Source organism: Amycolatopsis sp. YIM 10 (genome assembly GCF_009429145.1).
Taxonomy (GTDB): domain Bacteria; phylum Actinomycetota; class Actinomycetes; order Mycobacteriales; family Pseudonocardiaceae; genus Amycolatopsis.
The window spans coordinates 1,298,520-1,315,892 of the sequence record NZ_CP045480.1 but is presented as its reverse complement, the minus strand read 5'-3'; the positions used below and the strand labels follow the sequence as shown (position 1 = coordinate 1,315,892).

At 70.0% G+C, this 17,373-nt stretch carries 18 protein-coding genes; 6 read left to right on the top strand and 12 right to left on the bottom strand.

Annotated elements, in window-relative coordinates; translation table 11 throughout:
* Positions 1–54: 54 nt before the first annotated feature.
* The 8 genes from YIM_RS06460 to nucS form a co-directional block, all read right to left on the bottom strand.
* Entirely contained in the window at positions 55–1,014 is a 960-nt protein-coding gene (locus tag YIM_RS06460; protein WP_194240059.1) for a hypothetical protein, read from the bottom strand.
* A 141-nt stretch (positions 1,015–1,155) separates the two neighbouring features.
* Positions 1,156–1,830 (bottom strand): dihydroxyacetone kinase phosphoryl donor subunit DhaM, encoded by a 675-nt coding sequence (dhaM, locus tag YIM_RS06455; protein WP_153029464.1) that lies wholly within the window; start codon positions 1,828–1,830, stop codon positions 1,156–1,158.
* The gene (gene dhaL / locus YIM_RS06450; protein WP_153029463.1) at positions 1,827–2,459 is read right to left on the bottom strand and encodes a dihydroxyacetone kinase subunit DhaL; all 633 of its coding nucleotides are present in this window, start codon (positions 2,457–2,459) and stop codon (positions 1,827–1,829) included. The genes dhaM and dhaL overlap by 4 nt, the downstream gene beginning before the upstream one ends.
* A gap of 1 nt (position 2,460) precedes the next feature.
* Positions 2,461–3,462 (bottom strand): dihydroxyacetone kinase subunit DhaK, encoded by a 1,002-nt coding sequence (gene dhaK / locus YIM_RS06445; RefSeq protein ID WP_153029462.1) that lies wholly within the window; start codon positions 3,460–3,462, stop codon positions 2,461–2,463.
* Positions 3,463–3,540: 78 nt separating this feature from the next.
* Positions 3,541–4,554: a DUF3558 domain-containing protein gene (locus tag YIM_RS06440; protein WP_153029461.1), complete on the bottom strand. Its 1,014-nt coding sequence runs from the start codon at positions 4,552–4,554 to the stop codon at positions 3,541–3,543.
* Positions 4,555–4,609: 55 nt separating this feature from the next.
* The gene (locus YIM_RS06435) at positions 4,610–4,861 is read right to left on the bottom strand and encodes a hypothetical protein (RefSeq protein WP_153029460.1); all 252 of its coding nucleotides are present in this window, start codon (positions 4,859–4,861) and stop codon (positions 4,610–4,612) included.
* 12 nt (positions 4,862–4,873) lie between these two features.
* Complete coding sequence (locus YIM_RS06430; RefSeq protein ID WP_153029459.1) at positions 4,874–6,556, bottom strand: sodium:solute symporter family protein; 1,683 nt, start codon at positions 6,554–6,556, stop codon at positions 4,874–4,876.
* A 298-nt stretch (positions 6,557–6,854) separates the two neighbouring features.
* Entirely contained in the window at positions 6,855–7,514 is a 660-nt protein-coding gene (gene nucS, locus YIM_RS06425) for an endonuclease NucS (RefSeq protein ID WP_153029458.1), read from the bottom strand.
* A 60-nt stretch (positions 7,515–7,574) separates the two neighbouring features.
* Between nucS and YIM_RS06420 the strand changes: the two genes are divergently transcribed.
* Together YIM_RS06420 and YIM_RS06415 are read left to right on the top strand one after the other, a co-directional pair.
* Positions 7,575–8,102, top strand: coding sequence for an NUDIX hydrolase (locus tag YIM_RS06420; protein WP_228004963.1), 528 nt, complete (start codon positions 7,575–7,577; stop codon positions 8,100–8,102).
* Between the two features lie 240 nt (positions 8,103–8,342).
* Entirely contained in the window at positions 8,343–9,302 is a 960-nt protein-coding gene (locus tag YIM_RS06415) for a hypothetical protein (RefSeq protein WP_153029456.1), read from the top strand.
* A gap of 69 nt (positions 9,303–9,371) precedes the next feature.
* Here YIM_RS06415 and YIM_RS06410 read toward each other — a convergent pair whose 3' ends face one another.
* A complete protein-coding gene (locus YIM_RS06410) occupies positions 9,372–10,145 on the bottom strand; it encodes an enoyl-CoA hydratase-related protein (RefSeq protein WP_153029455.1) in 774 nt (257 codons plus the stop codon).
* 3 nt (positions 10,146–10,148) lie between these two features.
* On the opposite strand from YIM_RS06410, the gene YIM_RS06405 reads away from it, so the two are divergent.
* Positions 10,149–11,693 (top strand): FtsK/SpoIIIE domain-containing protein, encoded by a 1,545-nt coding sequence (locus tag YIM_RS06405; RefSeq protein ID WP_194240058.1) that lies wholly within the window; start codon positions 10,149–10,151, stop codon positions 11,691–11,693.
* Here the strand turns inward: YIM_RS06405 and YIM_RS06400 are convergent.
* Positions 11,676–13,694, bottom strand: coding sequence for a protein meaA (locus YIM_RS06400; protein WP_153029453.1), 2,019 nt, complete (start codon positions 13,692–13,694; stop codon positions 11,676–11,678). The genes YIM_RS06405 and YIM_RS06400 overlap by 18 nt on opposite strands.
* Before the next feature lie 151 nt (positions 13,695–13,845).
* On the opposite strand from YIM_RS06400, the gene YIM_RS06395 reads away from it, so the two are divergent.
* Entirely contained in the window at positions 13,846–14,472 is a 627-nt protein-coding gene (locus YIM_RS06395; protein ID WP_153029452.1) for a LysE family translocator, read from the top strand.
* Between the two features lie 3 nt (positions 14,473–14,475).
* Here YIM_RS06395 and YIM_RS06390 read toward each other — a convergent pair whose 3' ends face one another.
* Complete coding sequence (locus tag YIM_RS06390) at positions 14,476–14,904, bottom strand: pyridoxamine 5'-phosphate oxidase family protein (protein ID WP_194240057.1); 429 nt, start codon at positions 14,902–14,904, stop codon at positions 14,476–14,478.
* A 24-nt stretch (positions 14,905–14,928) separates the two neighbouring features.
* On the bottom strand, positions 14,929–16,206 hold the full coding sequence (gene murA / locus YIM_RS06385; RefSeq protein ID WP_153029451.1) for a UDP-N-acetylglucosamine 1-carboxyvinyltransferase: 1,278 nt from the start codon (positions 16,204–16,206) through the stop codon (positions 14,929–14,931).
* 83 nt (positions 16,207–16,289) lie between these two features.
* Between murA and YIM_RS06380 the strand changes: the two genes are divergently transcribed.
* Together YIM_RS06380 and YIM_RS48935 are read left to right on the top strand one after the other, a co-directional pair.
* Positions 16,290–16,868 carry a cob(I)yrinic acid a,c-diamide adenosyltransferase gene (locus tag YIM_RS06380; RefSeq protein WP_153029450.1) on the top strand — a complete coding sequence of 193 codons (579 nt, stop codon included), beginning with the start codon at positions 16,290–16,292 and terminating at the stop codon, positions 16,866–16,868.
* 275 nt (positions 16,869–17,143) lie between these two features.
* Entirely contained in the window at positions 17,144–17,371 is a 228-nt protein-coding gene (locus YIM_RS48935; RefSeq protein ID WP_228004577.1) for a hypothetical protein, read from the top strand.
* The last annotated feature ends 2 nt before the right edge of the window (positions 17,372–17,373 follow it).

Below are 17,373 nucleotides of genomic sequence, written 5' to 3'. Positions count from 1 at the left end.
GTGACACGAGAACGGCGTGGTGGCAGTTCGGGATCGAGCAAGATGGGGGCAGACTCACGCGGGCAGGCGAGGGAACACCGTGTTCGCCACGTTCCGCATCACCCCGCACGGATCACCGCCGCTGTCGGTCGTGACGAACACCGAAACGGTCTCCACCTCGCCGTTCTTCGCGCCCGGCCACGGCTTGAGCGTGGTCTGCCCGGAGCAGTAGCTGCCGGTGCTCGTCCACACCATGGCCTGGCGCCCGCCCAGCGTCTCCGGCAGGTAACCGGCGTCGGTGGTGATCGGCTTGTCGATGGAGAAGTACAGCGACACGTAGTCACCGCCGGAGCGGCCCCAGCGGCAGCTGTGCTTGGTCGGCGTCTTGCGCGCGGTCTCGAAGGTGCCGAGGTGGGCGCCGATCTCGGCGTCGCTGACGATTCCGCAGGCGTCCACCGTGCCGAGCGAACCGGCCGGGAAGTCCAGGTGGCCGACGCGCTTTTCCACCACCACCGTGGCGGCCTGCTCCAGCACGTCCTCGACGATCGGGCACAGGCGCTCGGACGAGACGTCGGAGCCGGTGGTGCTGAAGGTGTTGATGCTGCCCTGCAGGCTGAGTTCGTCGGCGAACACGAGGTAGCGGTAGCAACCGCCGTCGTAGTCGCTGGACGGCTTCTCGATGGTGAGCCGCCGCTTGAGCTCGGGACCGCCGACGACCTCGGTGGTGAAGGTGTATTCGTTGCGCGCCTGCTCGTCGATCACCCCGCCGAGCCAGAGATCGGCCTCCTGGCCGTCCACCTTGACCCGGGCGATGCAGTTGTCCAGCGACACGCGTGGTTGCTCCACCACGTCGTTCGTCCGGCCCAGCGCGGTGGCGTCGAGCAGGGAGCAGTAGTCGACGGTGGTGAGGTCCCCGAAGGCGGTGGCCGCGTTCAGTGGCAGGCGCTCGTCCTCGATCCGGGCCAGTTCCGCCCGATCGGGTGAGGGTTTGCCGATGAGCACGCTCGTGCAACCGCCGAGCAGCGTAACCAGCACCAGAATTCCGGCCGCCAAGCCGGCCCGGTTTCTCCGCATGGACAACGCTAACGCGCGCGGAACCCGTTGGTGGACGGCATTTACACCGGTTCGGACACTATTGGCCCGCCCCGGGCGCGAGCGACCCGGGGCGGGCGGGGGTCACTCGCCGAAGTTGGTGTCGACCAGCTCCTGGGCGCGCCGGATGGCTTCGGCGGCCTGGGCGCCCCTGGCGTCGATGTGGATGGTGTCGCCCTGGCGGGCACCCAGCGACATCAGGCCCAGCACGCTCCGCGCGTCCACCTCCGAATCGCCGAGGCGCACCCGGACTTCGGCGTCCACGTCCGCCAGCGTCCGCGCGAGCAACGCGGCCGGGCGCGCGTGCAGGCCGACGTCGTTACGCAGCGTCAGTTCCGCGGTCTCCTCCGCCGGGGTTTCCGCGGCCTCCGCCAGATCCGGCGCGGCCCCGGCCGAGGCGGCGGCGTAGACCACCGCGGTTTTGTCACCGCCGCCCTGCGCGGCGACGGCGGCCGCGATCGCGCCCTCGACCAGTGGCGCGTCGGCGACCACCGCGGCGTTCGGGTCCGCCAGCGATTCGGTGGCCAGCTCGGCGGTCATCTGCGCGCTGCCGAGGTCGTAGAGCAGGACCACCCCGCTGCCCGAATCGGCCCGCTGCACCGCGGCGACCACAGCGTCGTAGTCGGTGCCGAGACCGCCGTCGGGCAGGCCACCGGCGGGCACCACGGTCACCTCCGGAGCCATCTCCGCCGCCAGTTCGGCCACGCCCTCGGCGAGCTTGGCGCTGTGCGAGACCAGGACCAGACCCACGCGGCTCATCGGGCGGCCTCCGCGAACGCACGCAGCAGCAGTGCGGTCGAGCGCGCGCCGGGATCGGCGTGGCCCACCGCCCGCTCGCCAAGGTACGAGGCGCGCCCCTTGCGCGGCACGAGGTCCACCGTGGACTCATAGCCCCGGTCCGCGGCGTCCGCGGCGGCGGTCAGCACGGCGGCGATGTCGGCCCCCTCCTGCTTCGCGGCCGCCTCGGCGGCTTCCACCGCGGGCGCCAGCGCGTCGATCATGGTCGCGTCGCCGACCTCCGCCTTGCCCCGCGCCTTCACCCCGTCCAGCCCGGCCCGCAACGCGGTCACCACGGCTTCGGGGTCCAGTGCGGACTGCGTGCCGAGCGACGTCGAGGCCCGCAGGAAAGCCGTGCCGTACAACGGCCCGGCCGCACCGCCCACCTTCGAGATCAGCGTGGTGGCCACCGTCTTCAGCACCGCCGCCGGGGTTTCCGGCGTCGCGCTGTCCAATGCGGACACCACGGCGGTGAAGCCGCGGTTGAGGTTCTCACCGTGGTCGGCGTCGCCGATCGCCCGGTCGAGGTCGATCAGTTCGGTCCGGTGCTCGGCCACCACCCCGGCCGCCGCGCGGATCGCCCGGCCGGTCCCGTTCGCGTCGCAGGCCACCTCAGACTCCCCACCGCAGCGCCGCCGTGTTGACCCACGAGTCCCACAGCTCGACCAGTTCGTCGTCCAATTTCAGCAGCGTCAAGCTGATCCCCTGCATTTCCAGGCTGGTGATGTACGGCCCGACCAGCCGCCGTTCCACGGTGATGCCCTGCTCGGCGAGCAGGCGCTCGGCGATGCCGTGCGCGAGGTACAGCTCGACCTGCGGGGTGCCGCCCATCGAGTTGGTGAACAGCAGCACCCGGTCACCCCGCTCGAACGGCAGGTCCTCGGTGATCGCCGCCAGCATGCGCGCCACCAGCTGGTCGGCGGGCTCGGCCGGGATGCGCTCACGGCCGGGCTCACCGTGGATGCCGATGCCGAACTCGATCTCGTTGTCCGCCAGGGTGAAGCTCGGCTCACCGGCGTGCGGCACGGTGGGCGGGGTGAGCGCGACGCCGATCGAGCGCACCTGGCCGATCACCCGGCGGGCGACCGCCTCCACGTCGTCGAGCGAGTACCGGCGCTCGGCGGCGGCCCCGGCGATCTTCTCCAGCAGCACGGTGCCGCCGACCCCGCGGCGGCCGGCCGTGAAGGTGGAGTCGGCGACCGCCACGTCGTCGTCGATCACCACGCTGCGCACCTCGGCGCCCTCGGCGGCGGCCAACTCCGCGGCGGTCTCGAAGTTCAGCACGTCACCGGTGTAGTTCTTCACGATCAGCAGCGCGCCCGCCGAGGAGGTGGTGGCCTCGACGGCGGCCTGCACCGCGTCCGGCGTCGGCGAGGTGAACACCGCGCCCGGCACCGCCGCGTCGAGCATGCCCGGGCCGACGAACCCGCCGTGCAGCGGCTCGTGCCCGGACCCGCCGCCGGAGATCACCGCCACCTTGCCGTCCACCGGCGCGTCCGACCGGACCACCAGTGCCGGGTCCTCGACCACCCGCAGAATGCCCGAATGCGCCGCGGCCAGGCCTCTCAGTGATTCGACGACCACGTCGGCCGGGTCGTTGATGATCTTCTTCATCGAAGCCTCCCGCATTGGACAACCGCTGCGGGACCTTACTACCGCCCCGGGCCACCCGGCGCCAAGGAACGACGCGCGTCAGGCCTTCGGCAGCTTGGCGACCACGGTCTTGGCCACCTTGACCGCCTTGTCGCAGGAACCGTCCGACTCCGCCGTGCCGTCGGCGCCGCTGTAGTCCACTTCGGCCCGCTCGGCGTTCTCCATGCCGTACTCGTCGGTGCCGATCACCCGGTGCCGCCAGGTCACCGTGCACTCCGGCTCGTCGTCCACCCTGGTCTTGGCGAAGCCCTGCACCCCGCCGCCGAGATCGACCGGCGAGGAGCCCTCCTCGTCGGCGGGCGCGGAGGTGGGCCGGAAGGTGATCATCACCTGCGGGGTGCGCGAGCGGATGGCGCAGCCGTGCAGGCCCATCGGCGACGGGGCGTCCGGCTTGCCGCCGAGCACCTCGGCGACCACCGCGGTGTCCACACTGGTGCAGGCGTCGGCGGTGAGCACCGTGCCAGGGGCTTCCGGGTGCTTCTTCGGGTTGCTGTGCAGCTTCTTGACCATCCGCTGCATCGCGGTGCGCCCGGCCCCGCACGGGTCACCACCGGTGTAGTCGACCTGGAGCACGATGCCGGACTTCGGCTGCTTCGAGGTCACCGCGGTGACGGTGCAGGTGTCGCCGTCCTTCTTCTCCAGCTGCGGCAGGCCCTCGACGGCGGTTTTCGCGTCCTCGATCGAGCCGATGATGATGCCGCCGACCTCCAGCGAAAGCTTGATCTTCTTCTGCCCGGCGTCGGTGACGTCGGCCGCGCAGCGGTCCCAGCCGCTGGGTCGCGGCTCGGCCGGGGTGCCGATCCCGCTGAAGGTCTCCGCCGAGAGCAGGCCGCACGGGTCGATCGGCCGCAGCGACTTCGCCGACACCGCCGGGTCGCTGATCTCCCCGTTCGGCGCCGGGCCGGTGCCGCCCGACGCGCCCGGCTCCGGCGGCACCGTGGTGCGCTGGAAGTTCGAGCGGGCCAGGTCGGCACCGCAGCCGGCGACCGAACCGAACAGGACCACCGCGGCGACCGCGGTCACCACGGTCCGGAAACGCACTGCTGAAGACACGGGTTGCACGGTAGCGGCCCGCAGGCCGCCACGCGTGCACAACCTCGTCTTTTGGTTATTCGGTGGCCGAGGGCGGCACCACCAGCGGCCGCAGCTTCGCCCACACCACGAAGACCGCGGTGGCGACCAGCATGCCGATGCCCGCCCACAGGTTGATGTTCAGCCCGTCGGCGCGGTTCAGCTCCTCCTCGGTGGTGAAGCCGATGCCCATCACCAGCAGCACCAGGCCGTAGAAGCCCAGCAGCAGGGCGATGATCAGCCGGATGTCGAAGCCGCCGGCGCGGCGCGGGGTGGATTCCGTGCTCATGTCCCGGCCCTCCTAGAAGATGATGTTCAGCACGATGGTGATCGCCAGCACGATGCCGGCCAGCAGGCCGGGCTTGCGGTACCAGCCGCTGTCCTCACCGGTGTCCGAGTGCTTGAGCGAGTCCTTCGGCGTCAGCGAGTAGACCAGGCCGACCAGCTGTGCCTCCGACTTGGGCTGGGTGGCGTAGGTGACCGCCACGCTGACCGCCACGTCGACCACGAAGGCCGCACCCGCACCGATGAAGCTGGCGCCCTGGCCAGGCAGGTCCCACACGCCGGTCTCGGCGAGGATGAACACGCCGATCGCGGCCAGCGTGCCCGAGACCAGGCCGGTCCAGCCCGCGGTCGCGGTCATCCGCTTCCAGAACATGCCGAGGATGAACGTGGCGAACAGCGGCGCGTTGAAGAACGAGAACAGCTGCTGCAGGTAGTCCATCAGGTTCGAGTAGCTCGAGGCGATGAACGCGGTGCCGATGGCCAGGATGGTGCCCGCGGCGGTGACCAGGCGGCCGAAGCTCAGGTAGTAGCCGTCCGGCTTGTCCTTCTTGATGTAGGACTGCCAGATGTCGTAGGTGAACACCGTGTTGAACGAGCTCAGGTTCGCCGCCATACCGGCCATGAACGAGGCCAGCAGACCGGCGATGGCGATGCCGAGCATGCCGTTGGGCAGCAGGTCGCGCATCAGCAGCAGCAGCGCGTAGTTGTAGTCGACGCCTTCGACGTCGGCGCCGCCCTTGAACTGCACCAGCTCGGTGACGGTGACCGCGGCGATCATGCCGGGAATGATCACGATGAACGGGATGAGCAGCTTCGGGAAGGCACCGATGATCGGCGTGCGGCGCGCGGCCGACATCGACTTCGACGCCATCGCGCGCTGGACCTCGACGAAGTTCGTGGTCCAGTAACCGAAGGAGAGCACGAAGCCGAGGCCGAAGACCAGGCCGAGCACGGACAGGAAGTTGTTGCCGAAGCCGGTCAGCTCGTTGCCGGGCCAGGAGTTCAGCTGCTCGGCGCCGCCGGGGCTGGCGGTGACCTTGTCGACCAGGCCCTGCCAGCCGCCGACCTTGTACAGGCCGACGAAGGTGAGCGGCACCAGCGCGGCGACGATCACGAAGAACTGGAGCACCTCGTTGTAGATGGCGGCGGACAGGCCGCCGAGCGCGGTGTAGGCGAGCACGATCACCGCGGCCAGGATCACCGACACCCAGATCGGCCAGCCGAGCAGCAGGTTCACCACGGTGGCCAGCAGGAACAGGTTCGCGCCGGCGATCAGGATCTGCGCCACCGCGAAGCTGATGCCGTTGACCAGGTGGGCCGGTTTGCCGAAGCGGCGGAGCATGAACTCCGGCACGCTGCGAACCTTGGAGCCGTAGTAGAACGGCATCATCACGATGCCGAGGAACAACATCGCCGGCACCGCGCCGATCCAGAAGTAGTGCGCGGTCGGCATCCCGTACTGGGCGCCGTTCGCCGACATCCCCATGACCTCGATCGCGCCGAGGTTCGCCGAGATGAAGGCGAGGCCGGTCACCCAGGCCGGCAGCGACCGGCCGGACAGGAAGAAGTCGAGACTGGTCGACACCTGCCTGCGGGCGAGGTAGCCGATGCCCAGTACCAGGACGAAATAGAACGCGAGCAGGACGTAGTCCACCACGTTCGCGTCTAGCCGCAGGTTCGCTTGCGCGAGCACACCCACCGGCCACCTCCAAGTTCAAACATTATCCAACAAGACTCACCAACGGGCGGACCTTACTGCATCTGGCTGAACCGGTACAGGGTAGGTTTCCGAACAGTTGCCCGGAAATTACGCACAGGCCGGTGACCGGGGCCGTGGTGAGCGTACGACTCCGGAGCGTGTTCTGCTGGTCAGCGCGCGGAACGTGGCACTCACGGGCACCGAACAGGCCCGAACGGACACGAATGCCCGGTGAAGCGACCGGACTCGGAAGTGGCAGAACCGGCCGTTGACGTCCGCGCGCGAGAAGCGGCGGGGATCAGAAGAGGCGGAACTCGTCCGACTCGGTGCCGCGGAGCTTGTCGTAGTCGAGGGTCAGGCAGCGGATGCCGCGGTCCTCGGCGAGCGTGCGGGCCTGCGGCTTGATCTGCTGCGCGGCGAACACCCCGCGCACCGGCGCGAGCAGCGGGTCGCGGTTGAGCAGTTCCAGGTACCGGGTCAGCTGCTCGACCCCGTCGATCTCACCGCGGCGCTTGATCTCCACCGCCACCGAGGCGCCGTCGGCGTCGCGGGCCATGATGTCGACCGGGCCGATCGCGGTCGGGAACTCGCGGCGGACCAGGGAGTACCCCTCGCCCAGCTCGCTGATGTGCTCGGCCAGCAGTTCCTGCAGGTGCGCCTCGACCCCGTCCTTGACCAGGCCCGGCTCGGCGCCCAGCTCGTGCGCGGAGTCGTGCAGGATCTCGGCGAGGCTGATCACCAGCTTCTCCCCGGCCTTGTTCTGCACGGTCCAGATGTCGCGGTCCTCGATCAGCCAGCACGGCGGGCTCATCCAGTTCAGCGGCTTGTAGGCCCGGTCGTCCGAGTGGATCGAGACCGAACCGTCGGCCTTGATCAGCAGCAGCCGGGTGGCCATCGGCAGATGGGCGGTGAGGCGGCCGGCGTAGTCGACCTGGCAGCGAGCGATGACGAGGCGCACCCGGCGAGGGTAGGGCAACGGCGCGCCCGCGTCGGCAGACACCCCGATACTGGGCGGGTGATCGAACGCATCAGCTCCCGCGAGGTCTACCGCAACAACTGGCTGACCGTGCGCGAAGACGACATCCGGCGACCCGACGGCAGCACCGGCATCTACGGCGTGGTGGACAAGCCCGAATTCGCACTGGTCATCGTGCTCGACGGCGACCGGCTGCACCTGGTCGAGCAGTACCGCTACCCGCTCGGCGAACGCAGCTGGGAGTTCGTGCAGGGCACCGCGCCCGACCGCGCCGATGTCGACGCGGCCGAACTCGCGGTACGCGAACTGCGCGAGGAGACCGGACTCGAAGCCGGTTCGATGGTCGAACTGGGCAGGCTGGACCTGGCGCCGGGATTGACCAGCCAGCGCGGCCGGGTCTACCTGGCCACCGAATTGCGCGAGGGCCCGCCGCAGCGCGAGCACGAGGAGCAGGACATGCGCACCGGGTGGTTCAGTCGCGAGAAGTTCGAGCAAATGATTCTCGGTGGGGAAATAACCGACGCTCCGACAATTGCCGCATACGCCTTGCTCCGCCTGCGCGGGCATTGAAGACAATAGAAGTCAAGCAGTTCGCGCTAAGTCACAAAAGCCTTGACCTCCAGCCCGAAGCTGGGGGTTTCAGGCTGACCTGAAACGCGGGAACAGCAGCCGGAAAACAGGTCCACAGGAACGTGAAGTTCGTGTAGATTGGTCAATGCACAGGGCCGAGGGTGCGCATTCGGGGACGCGCCTTTCGTATTCTGGGGAAATGCGATATCCGTGCTATTCGACCAAAGGACAGTTATGTCTTTGCGCAGTTCTGCCATCGGGGTGGCCGCCGCGGCGCTGGCCGTGCTGGCGATGGCGCCCGCCGTTTCGGCCGCACCGGACGGCAGCCCGTTCGCCGGCCGCGACCGGGATTTCACCCTCGACGCCAAGGAGGACCTGCTCTCCCGCAAGAGCAACGGTCAACTGGCCGTCTCCCCGCACGTCGGCGCCTACGCCTACGCCCCGCAGGTGGCGATCAACAACGGCTGGAACAACGCGCACTGGCTCTCCGCCGGTGACGTCACCGGTGACGCCAAGCCCGACGTGCTCGCCGAGGTCAACGGCATCATCACCGCGCACAAGCACTCCGGTGCCTACAGCGCGGACAACCCGTGGGGCACGCTGAACGGCACCGCGCAGTACGGCGGCTGGGGCTGGAACTTCTTCGACCACAAGGTGCTCTACGACGAGGACGGCAACGGCCTCGTCGACGTCACCGCGCGGGAGATCAGCACCGGCAAGATCTTCGTCTGGCTGACCGGCATCGAGAACGGCCAGATCGTGGTCAGCCCGGCGTTCGAGATGGGCGCCGGCTGGGGCGGGATCGACCAGTTCGACATCGCCGACCTGAACTTCGACGGCATCAGCGACTGGGTGGTCCGCCAGGGCACCAAGCTGGTCGCCTACTACGGCCAGCCCGCGCCCGTCGCCAAGTCGGCGGGCCTGGCACCCAAGCGCGCGGTGACCGATGCCGCCGCACCGGGCGCCAAGGCGGCCGCCGCGCCGGAGTTCCAGGTCCTCAGCGAGGGCTGGGATCTGGCGAACGCCTTCGAGATCAAGGACGTCAATCTCGACGACAAGCCCGACCTGCTCGGGCGGCTGACCGCGAACGGGCAGCTGGTGGCGTTCTACAACACCACCACCGAGGTCGGCGGCTTCACCTGGTACACCGGCCAGAACCCGCTCGGCACCAACTGGGCGAGCGACAGCTTCCTGTCCTAGCCGAACCAGGCCGGGGTGCGCGCTTGCTGGGGGTGAGCGCGCGCCCCGGTTGCTCGGTCCGGGAACAGGTCAGTCCGGCCAGACCGGCTGCCGCTTCTCCAGGAACGCCGCCATGCCCTCCTTCGCGCCGGGCAGCTGCGAGGCGGCGGCCATCACCTCCAGCGCGATCGCGTAGGCGTCGGCCTCCGGGCGGTCCAGCTGCGCGTACAGGGTCTGCTTGCCCAGCGCCTTGCTCGCCCGGCTGCCCCTGGTCGCCCTGGCCAGCAGGTCCGCCACCGCGTCGTCCAGCTCGTCGTCCGGCACCACCCGGTTGACCAGGCCCCAGTCCAGCGCGGTGGCCGCGTCCACCACGTCACCGGTCAGCGCCAGCTCCATCAGCCGCTTGCGCCCGATCGCCCTGGCCACCGGCACCGCCGGGGTGTGGCAGAACCAGCCGCCCTTGCCGCCCGGCAGCGCGAACCCGGCGGACTCCGCCGCGATCGCCAGGTCGCACGAGGCCACCAGCTGGCACCCGGCCGCGGTCGCCAGGCCGTGCACGCGGGCGATCACCACCTGCGGCACCGACTGGATCGCGCGCATCAGCTCGGTGCACAACCGCAGCAGCTCCCGCGCCCCCGGCAGGTCCCGCGCGGCGACGTCACCGAAGTCGTGGCCCGCCGAGAACACCGGCCCGGCGCCCGCCAGCACGATGCCCGTCGCGTCGGACTCCCCGGTTTCGCGGAACGCCGCGAGCAGCTCGGCCAGGTGCTCCTCGGACAGCGAGTTCCGCCGCGCCGCCCGGTTCATCGTGATGGTGACGGTGTCGCCGTCCCGCTTGTGGATCAGGTGCTGGTACTCGCCCATACCGTGACCGTAGGCGCCGCCGCGCGCCCCCTCAACCGCCGTGCGTTGTGGCAGGCTGAGCGGGTGCTGCTCGATCTACTCGGAGTCGAAGACCCGCAGACGCTGAAGACCGCGTGGAGCACCGGCCTCGACCTCCGCACCCCGCTCGGGCACGGCGAAACCGGCGAGCCGGTGGAGCTGGACCTGGCCGCGCACTGCGTCTGCGTCGGCATGCCCGGCAGCGGGAAATCCGAGCTGGTCCGGACCGTGGTGACCGGCCTTGCCGTGCGGAACTCCCCCGAGTGCCTGAACTTCCTGCTCGCCGGGACAGCCGACGGGCTGGCGAAGCTGCCGCACGTGGCCACCGTCGCCCGCGACGCCGACCAGCTGACCGACCTGCTCGACGACGAGATCCGCCATCGCCTGCGCCTGCGCGAGTCCGGTGACATCGGCCGGGCACCCGCGCTGGTGGTCGTGGTCGACGAGATCGGCGAGGCGAGCACCCGGAAACCGCTGCTCGCCGACGCGCTGCTGCGGGCCGCCCAGCTCGGCGACGACCTGCGCCTGCACCTGTTGCTGACCGCCCGCACCACGCCCACCGGCGCGATGCGCGGGCTGTACGCCTTCGCGCCGTGCCGGATCGCGCTGCCCGGCGCCACCCGGTCCGCGGACGGCCAGATCCTCGGCGTGCCCGACGTCGAACCGCTGCCCGCCCTGCCCGGCAACGGCTATCTCAAGAGCGACTTCACCCAGCCGCCGCGGCGGTTCGAGCTGGCCAGGGTGCCCGAGGGCATGCTCGCGCAGCTCGGCGAGCTGATGTCGGTGCACGGCAACCGCGCGCGGCCGCTGTGGCCGCCGCTGGGCACGGTCACCTACGACGTGGTGAACGAGCGCAACGAACTCGCCGGCATCCCGTTCGCGCTGCCGGAGCAGTACTACTCACCGCTGGTGCTGGACTTCAAGGCCGAACCGCACCTGCTGGTCTTCGGCGGTCCGCGCGCCGGGAAGACCTCGGTGCTGCGCACGGTCCTGCGCGGGATCATGAACGAGTACACCGTCGCGCAGGCCGTGGTCGTGGTGGCCGACTTCCGGCAGCGGCTGCACGGGATCCTCGAGCCGGAGCGCCTGCTCGCCTACGCCACCACGCCCGCCGAGCTGCGCACCATCGTCGGCGACGCGGTGAGTTCGATCCGCAAGCGGCTCGGGCAGGACTGGCACGGACCGGACCTGTTCATCGTGGTCGACGACTACGACGCGATGCCGCCGGGAGCCGACGAGCTGCAGCCGCTGGTGGACCTGCTCGGTTACGGCAAGCAGATCGGCCTGCGGTTCATCGCCGCGGGCACCGACGCGATGGCGGCGAACCCGATCGTCACGGCGCTGCGGGAGTCGCCGATTCTGCGGCTGACCGGCCAGATGCTGCCCGGCACCGCGCCCGGCGGACGGCCCGGCCTGCCCGCGGTCGGCGAAGCCGAGTTCGGCGGCGAGCCGGTGCGCGTGCCGTGGCACCAGTCCTCAGTGTTGTCCGCTCGGGGGACGACCCCCGGACCGCTAGGAGAGTCCGCGTGACTCCCGGACCACGGTCACGATCTCGTCCATGATCTCGGTCAGCTCGTAGTCCTTCGGCGTGAAGACCCTGGCGATGCCGCGATCGGTGAGCAGCTTGGCGTCGTCGGGCGGGATGATGCCGCCGACGATCACCGGCACGTCACCCGCCCCGGCCGCGCGCAGGCCGTCGACCACCTCCGGCACCACCTCCAGGTGCGAGCCGGAGAGCACGGACAGCCCGATCACGTGCACGCCCTCCTGCACGGCGGCCGCCACGATCTGCTCCGGGGTCAGCCGGATGCCCTGGTAGATGACCTCGAAGCCGGTGTCGCGCGCCCGCACGGCGACCTGCTCGGCGCCGTTGGAGTGCCCGTCCAAGCCGGGCTTGCCGACCAGGATGCGCAGCCGCTCGCCGAGTTCGTCGCCGGTCTCCCTGACCCGCGTGCGCACCCGTTCGAGCTGCTCACCGGACCCACCGGAGGTCGACGCCGCGCTCACCCCGGTCGGGGCGCGGTACTCGCCGAAGACCTCCCGCAGCGCGCCGGACCACTCCCCGGTGGTCACCCCGGCCGCCGCGCAGGCGAGCGTGGCCTCGAACAGGTTCTCCGTGGTCTTCGCGACCGCGCGCAAGTGCTCCAGCGAACTTTCGACGGCGGCGTTGTCCCTGGTGGTACGCCACTCCTCCAGCGCGCTGACAGCCTGCTTCTCCACCACCGGGTCGATGGTCTCGATCGCCTTCGCGCCCTCGGCCTGGAGCGGGCTCGGCTCGGTGGTGTCGAACTTGTTCACCCCGACCAGCACCTGCTCGCCGTTCTCCACCTTGCGCCGGTAGTCGGCGAACGACGCCACCAGCTGAGACTTCATGTAGCCGCTCTCCACCGCGGCCACCGCGCCGCCCATCTCCTGCACCCGGTCGATCTCGGCGCGAGCCCCGGCGACGATCTCGTCCACCTTGGCCTGGATCACGTGCGAGCCGTCGAAGATGTCCTCGTATTCCAGCAGGTCCGTCTCGTAGGCGAGCACCTGCTGCATGCGCAGCGCCCACTGCTGGTCCCACGGCCGCGGCAGGCCGAGCGCCTCGTTCCACGCGGGGAGCTGGATGGCCCGCGCCCGCGCGCCGCGCGAAAGCGAGACGGCCAGCATCTCCAGCACGATCCGCTGCACGTTGTTCTCGGGCTGGGCCTCGGTCAGCCCCAGCGAGTTGACCTGCACGCCGTAACGCAGCCGCCGGGCCTTCGGGTCCTCGACGCCGTAGCGTTCCCTGGTGATCTCGTCCCAGAGCGCGGTGAACGCGCGCATCTTGGACATCTCCTCGACGAAGCGCACCCCGGCGTTGACGAAGAACGAGATCCGCGCGACCACCTTGGCCATGTCGGACGGCTCCACCTGGCCCGAGTCGCGCACCGCGTCGAGCACCGCGATGGCCGTGCACAAGGCGTAGGCGACCTCCTGCGTCGGCGTCGCGCCCGCCTCCTGCAGGTGGTAGCTGCAGATGTTGATCGGGTTCCAGCGCGGTACGTGGTGCACCGTCCAGGCGATCATGTCGGTGATCAGCCGGAGGCTGGGGCCCGGCGGGAAGATGTAGGTCCCGCGGGAGAGGTACTCCTTGATGATGTCGTTCTGCGTGGTGCCGGTGAGCTTCGCCAGCACTTCGCCGACATCGCGGCCCTCGGCCTCGGCCTGCTCCTTCGCCACGGTCACGTAGAGCGAGAGCAGCCACATGGCGGGCGCGTTGATGGTCATCGAGGTGTTCGCCTCGGCCAGCGGGATGCCGTCGAACAGGCGCCGCATGTCACCGATGTGCGCCACCGGCACGCCGACCTTGCCGACCTCGCCCTTGGCGAGCTTGTGGTCGGCGTCGTAGCCGGTCTGCGTCGGCAGGTCGAAGGCGACCGACAGGCCGGTCTGCCCCTTGGCCAGGTTCCGCCGGTACAGCTCGTTCGACGCGGCGGCGGAGGAGTGCCCGGCGTAGGTGCGCATCACCCATGGCCGGTCGCGCTCGCGGTCCGTCGGATAGGGCACGGCAACCTCCCGATAGGGCGTTTACCGGAGCATACTCGCCGGTAACATAACTCGGGGAGTGGAACCGGACACGTGACACGATCCAGTGGCCCAGGACTGTGACCGAAATCTGCGAGCGTCGTGATCGGTTCACCCGTTAGCCTCAACACCCGTGACCTGGAGTGTGTACGGAAGCTATCTGGCCGTGGTGGTGGCGGTGGTGCTGGCGCCCGGCCCGGACACCATGGTGGTGCTGAAGAACTCGCTGGCAGGCGGATTCCGCGGCGGCCTGGTGGCCAGTTCCGGCATCCTGGTCGGCAACCTGGCGCAGGGCACCGCGGCCGCGCTCGGCCTCGGCGCGGTGATCGCGCATTCGCAGCCGCTGTTCCTCACGCTCAAGTGGCTCGGCGTCGCCTACCTCTGCTACCTGGGCTTCCAGGCGCTGCGCGGGGCGTGGAAGGGCGACTACCAGTCGATGGAGGACGGCGAGCAGAGCAAGGCCCGCGGCTTCCGCCGGTTCCGCGAGGGCTTCCTGTCCAACATCACCAATCCGAAGGTGCTGATCCTCTACCTGTCGGTGCTGCCGCAGTTCCTCGACCCGGCGGTGACCACCACGCTGGACGCGCTGCTGCTCGCCTACACCGTCGGCGTGCTGGGCTTCGCCTGGCTGCTGGTGCTGCTGTTCTTCGTGCACCGGGTGCGGGTCTGGCTGCGGCGCCGCCGGGTCCGGCGCACGCTGGACGCGGTCACCGGCGGCGCGCTGGTCGGCTTCGGCGCCCTGCTGGCCGCCGAAGCCTGACGCTCAGCCCTTGCGGTAGTCCGTGCTGAGCCAGCGCTCGGGACGCATCCGGATCAGCACCGATTCCTCGGGCTTGAAGTTCTGCTCGAAGAACTTCTCGCCCTCGTCCTGGCCCAGGTAGCGGATGGAGATCGCGCGGACCTCGTCGACCGGGGCCGGCTCGTCGAAGCCGACGACCGGGCCCTCCGCGGTGACGTACCGGTACGGCCAGTCCTCCACCTGCGCGGTGATCGCGAACCGCCCGGCGGCCTTGATCAGCTTGCCCTTGACCGAATCGGGGCTGGTCCAGAGCTGCACCTCACCGCCCGGCCGGTAGCCGTACCAGATCGGCACGGCCAGCGGCGCGCGATCCGGCCGCTCGATCGCCACCACCCCGACGTGGACCTCGGCGAGAAAGGCCTCGCGTTCCTCGGCGGTCATCGTGAACGACATCGGAACCCCCTGTGCTCTCGCGGATTACTTGGCGCGGTCGGGGTCGCCCGCGACGCGCTCGATGCGTGCACCCAACCGGTTCAGATTCTCCACGAAATGCGGGTAGCCGCGGTCGATGTGGAAGACGTCCCACACCTCTGTCACCCCGTCGGCGCACAGTCCGGCCAGCACCAGCCCGGCGCCGGCGCGGATGTCGGAGGCCCAGACCGGCGCGCTGGAGAGCTGCTCGACCCCGCGGACCACCGCGTGGTGGCCGTCGGTGCGGGCGTCGGCGGACAGGCGCACCATCTCCTCGATGAAGCGGAACCGCGCCTCGTAGACGTTCTCGGTAATCATCGAGGTGCCCTCGGAGACCGCCGACAGCGCCACCGCGAACGGCTGCAGGTCGGTGGCGAAGCCCGGGTAGGGCAGGGTCACCCAGTCCACCGCGGTCGGCCGCTCGGCCTGCACGATCCGGAAACCCTTGTCGTCGAAGGTGGTGACCTCGGCGCCGGCCAGCCGGAACTTGTCCAGCACCAGCTCCAGGTGGTGCGGGTTGACCCCGCGCACGGTCAGGTCACCGCGGGTCATCGCGGCGGCGAAGGCCCAGGTGGCGCCCACGATCCGGTCGCCGATCACCTGGTGGCGGGTGGGGTGCAGCTGGTCCACCCCGTGCACGGTCAGCGTGGAGGTGCCCGCGCCCTCGATCTTGGCGCCCATCTCGGTGAGCATCTGGCAGATGTCGACCAGCTCCGGCTCGCGCGCGGCGTTGTCGATCACCGTGGTTCCCTCGGCCAGCACGGCCGCCATCAGGATGTTCTCGGTGGCGCCGACGCTCGGGAAGTCCAGCCAGATCTGCGCGCCGTGCAGCCCCTCGGCCTCGGCGACCACGCAGCCGTGCTCGATGGTGCTGGTGGCCCCCAGCTTGCGCAGGCCGTTCTGGTGCATGTCCAGCGGCCGCTGGCCGATCGCGTCCCCGCCGGGCAGCGCCACCACGGCCTTGCGCAGCCTGCCGACCAGCGGGCCGAGCACGCAGACCGACGCGCGCAGCTTGCCCATCGCGGCCGAGTCGGCGCGGTGCGACAGCTCGGCGGGGGTGGTGATGCGCACGGTGCCGCCGTCCAGCTCCACCTCGCAGCCGACGCTGCGCAGCACGTCCGCCATCAGCGGTACGTCCAGGATCTGCGGGCAGTTGGTGATGGTGGTGGTGCCCTCGGCCAGCAGGGCCGCGGCCATCAGCTTGAGGACGCTGTTCTTCGCCCCCACCACGTCGACCTCACCGACCAGCCGGGCGCCGCCATGGACGTCGAAGTGCTCGCTCATGGGCGCCAATAATGCCTGCCGCACAAGGAGCACCGGTGGACGGGTCGGTCCTTTTCCCCCCGCGAGCGGCTAGCCTCGGCGTCATGCCTGTACGGATCAACCGCGTCTACACCAAGGTCGGCGACAACGGCACGACCGCGCTCGGCGACGGCTCACGCGTGCCGAAGACCTCCGCGCGCCTGGGGGCCTACGCCGACGTCGACGAGACGAACTCGGTGCTCGGGCTGGCCATCGCCGTCGGCGGACTGCCGGACGAGCTCACCGAGGTGCTGAGGTCGGTGCAGAACGACCTGTTCGACGTGGGCGCGGACCTGTGCGCGCCGGTGGTGGAGAACCCGCCGTACCCGCCGCTGCGCATCACCGAGGCGTACGTGGAGCGGCTGGAGAGCTGGTGCGACACGTTCAACGAGCGCGTGCCGAAGCTGACCTCGTTCATCCTGCCCGGCGGCACCCCGGGAGCGGCCTTCCTGCACCAGGCACGCACCGTCGCGCGGCGGGCGGAGCGCTCGGGCTGGGCCCTGATCGAAGCCGAACCGGACACCACGAACGCGGTGGCCGTGAAGTACCTGAACCGCCTGTCGGACCTGCTGTTCATCCTGGCCCGGCTGGCCAACCCGGGCGGCGACATCCTGTGGACGCCCGGCGGCGCGGACCGTTCGTAGGCGGCGTTTGCCGAGCGGGCGGAGTTCGAGCAGCACTTCGGCAAGCGCGAGATCGCCGGAAATCGGCTGGCGGCGAGGTCAGACTGCTCAGTAGGCTCCGACGCCGTCAGGAACGATCCACTCACCAGAGCGCGGAGGGGTGCACGGTGTTTCAGGAGGCAACGCCGACCACTGTGCTGTGGCGGCCGACCGGTCCGGAGGAGTTGGAGCTCGTCCGGCAGTCCGGGTGGCGCGCTTGGCCACCCCGTCTCCCCGAGCAACCGATCTTCTATCCCGTGCTCAACGAGGAGTACGCGATCAAGATCGCCCGGGAGTGGAACGTCCCGAACAGCGGAGTCGGCTACGTCACTCGCTTCCGGGTCGAGTCGGAATTCCTTCAGCGCTATCCGGTCCAGCAGGCCGGCGGCAGGACCATCCTGGAGTTGTGGGTGCCTGCCGAGGAACTCGACGAGTTCAACGCGCACCTGGCCGGCCCGATCGAAGTCGTGCACGAGTTCCGGTGAAC

Coding starts and splice junctions, on each gene's coding strand:
- dhaM (WP_153029464.1), bottom strand. CDS start 1,830: ATGAGCCGCGTGGGTCTGGTCCTGGTCTCGCACAGCGCCAAGCTCGCC.
- dhaK (WP_153029462.1), bottom strand. CDS start 3,462: ATGAAGAAGATCATCAACGACCCGGCCGACGTGGTCGTCGAATCACTG.
- YIM_RS06435 (WP_153029460.1), bottom strand. CDS start 4,861: ATGAGCACGGAATCCACCCCGCGCCGCGCCGGCGGCTTCGACATCCGG.
- YIM_RS06410 (WP_153029455.1), bottom strand. CDS start 10,145: ATGGGCGAGTACCAGCACCTGATCCACAAGCGGGACGGCGACACCGTC.
- YIM_RS06390 (WP_194240057.1), bottom strand. CDS start 14,904: ATGTCGTTCACGATGACCGCCGAGGAACGCGAGGCCTTTCTCGCCGAG.
- murA (WP_153029451.1), bottom strand. CDS start 16,206: ATGAGCGAGCACTTCGACGTCCATGGCGGCGCCCGGCTGGTCGGTGAG.
- YIM_RS06380 (WP_153029450.1), top strand. CDS start 16,290: ATGCCTGTACGGATCAACCGCGTCTACACCAAGGTCGGCGACAACGGC.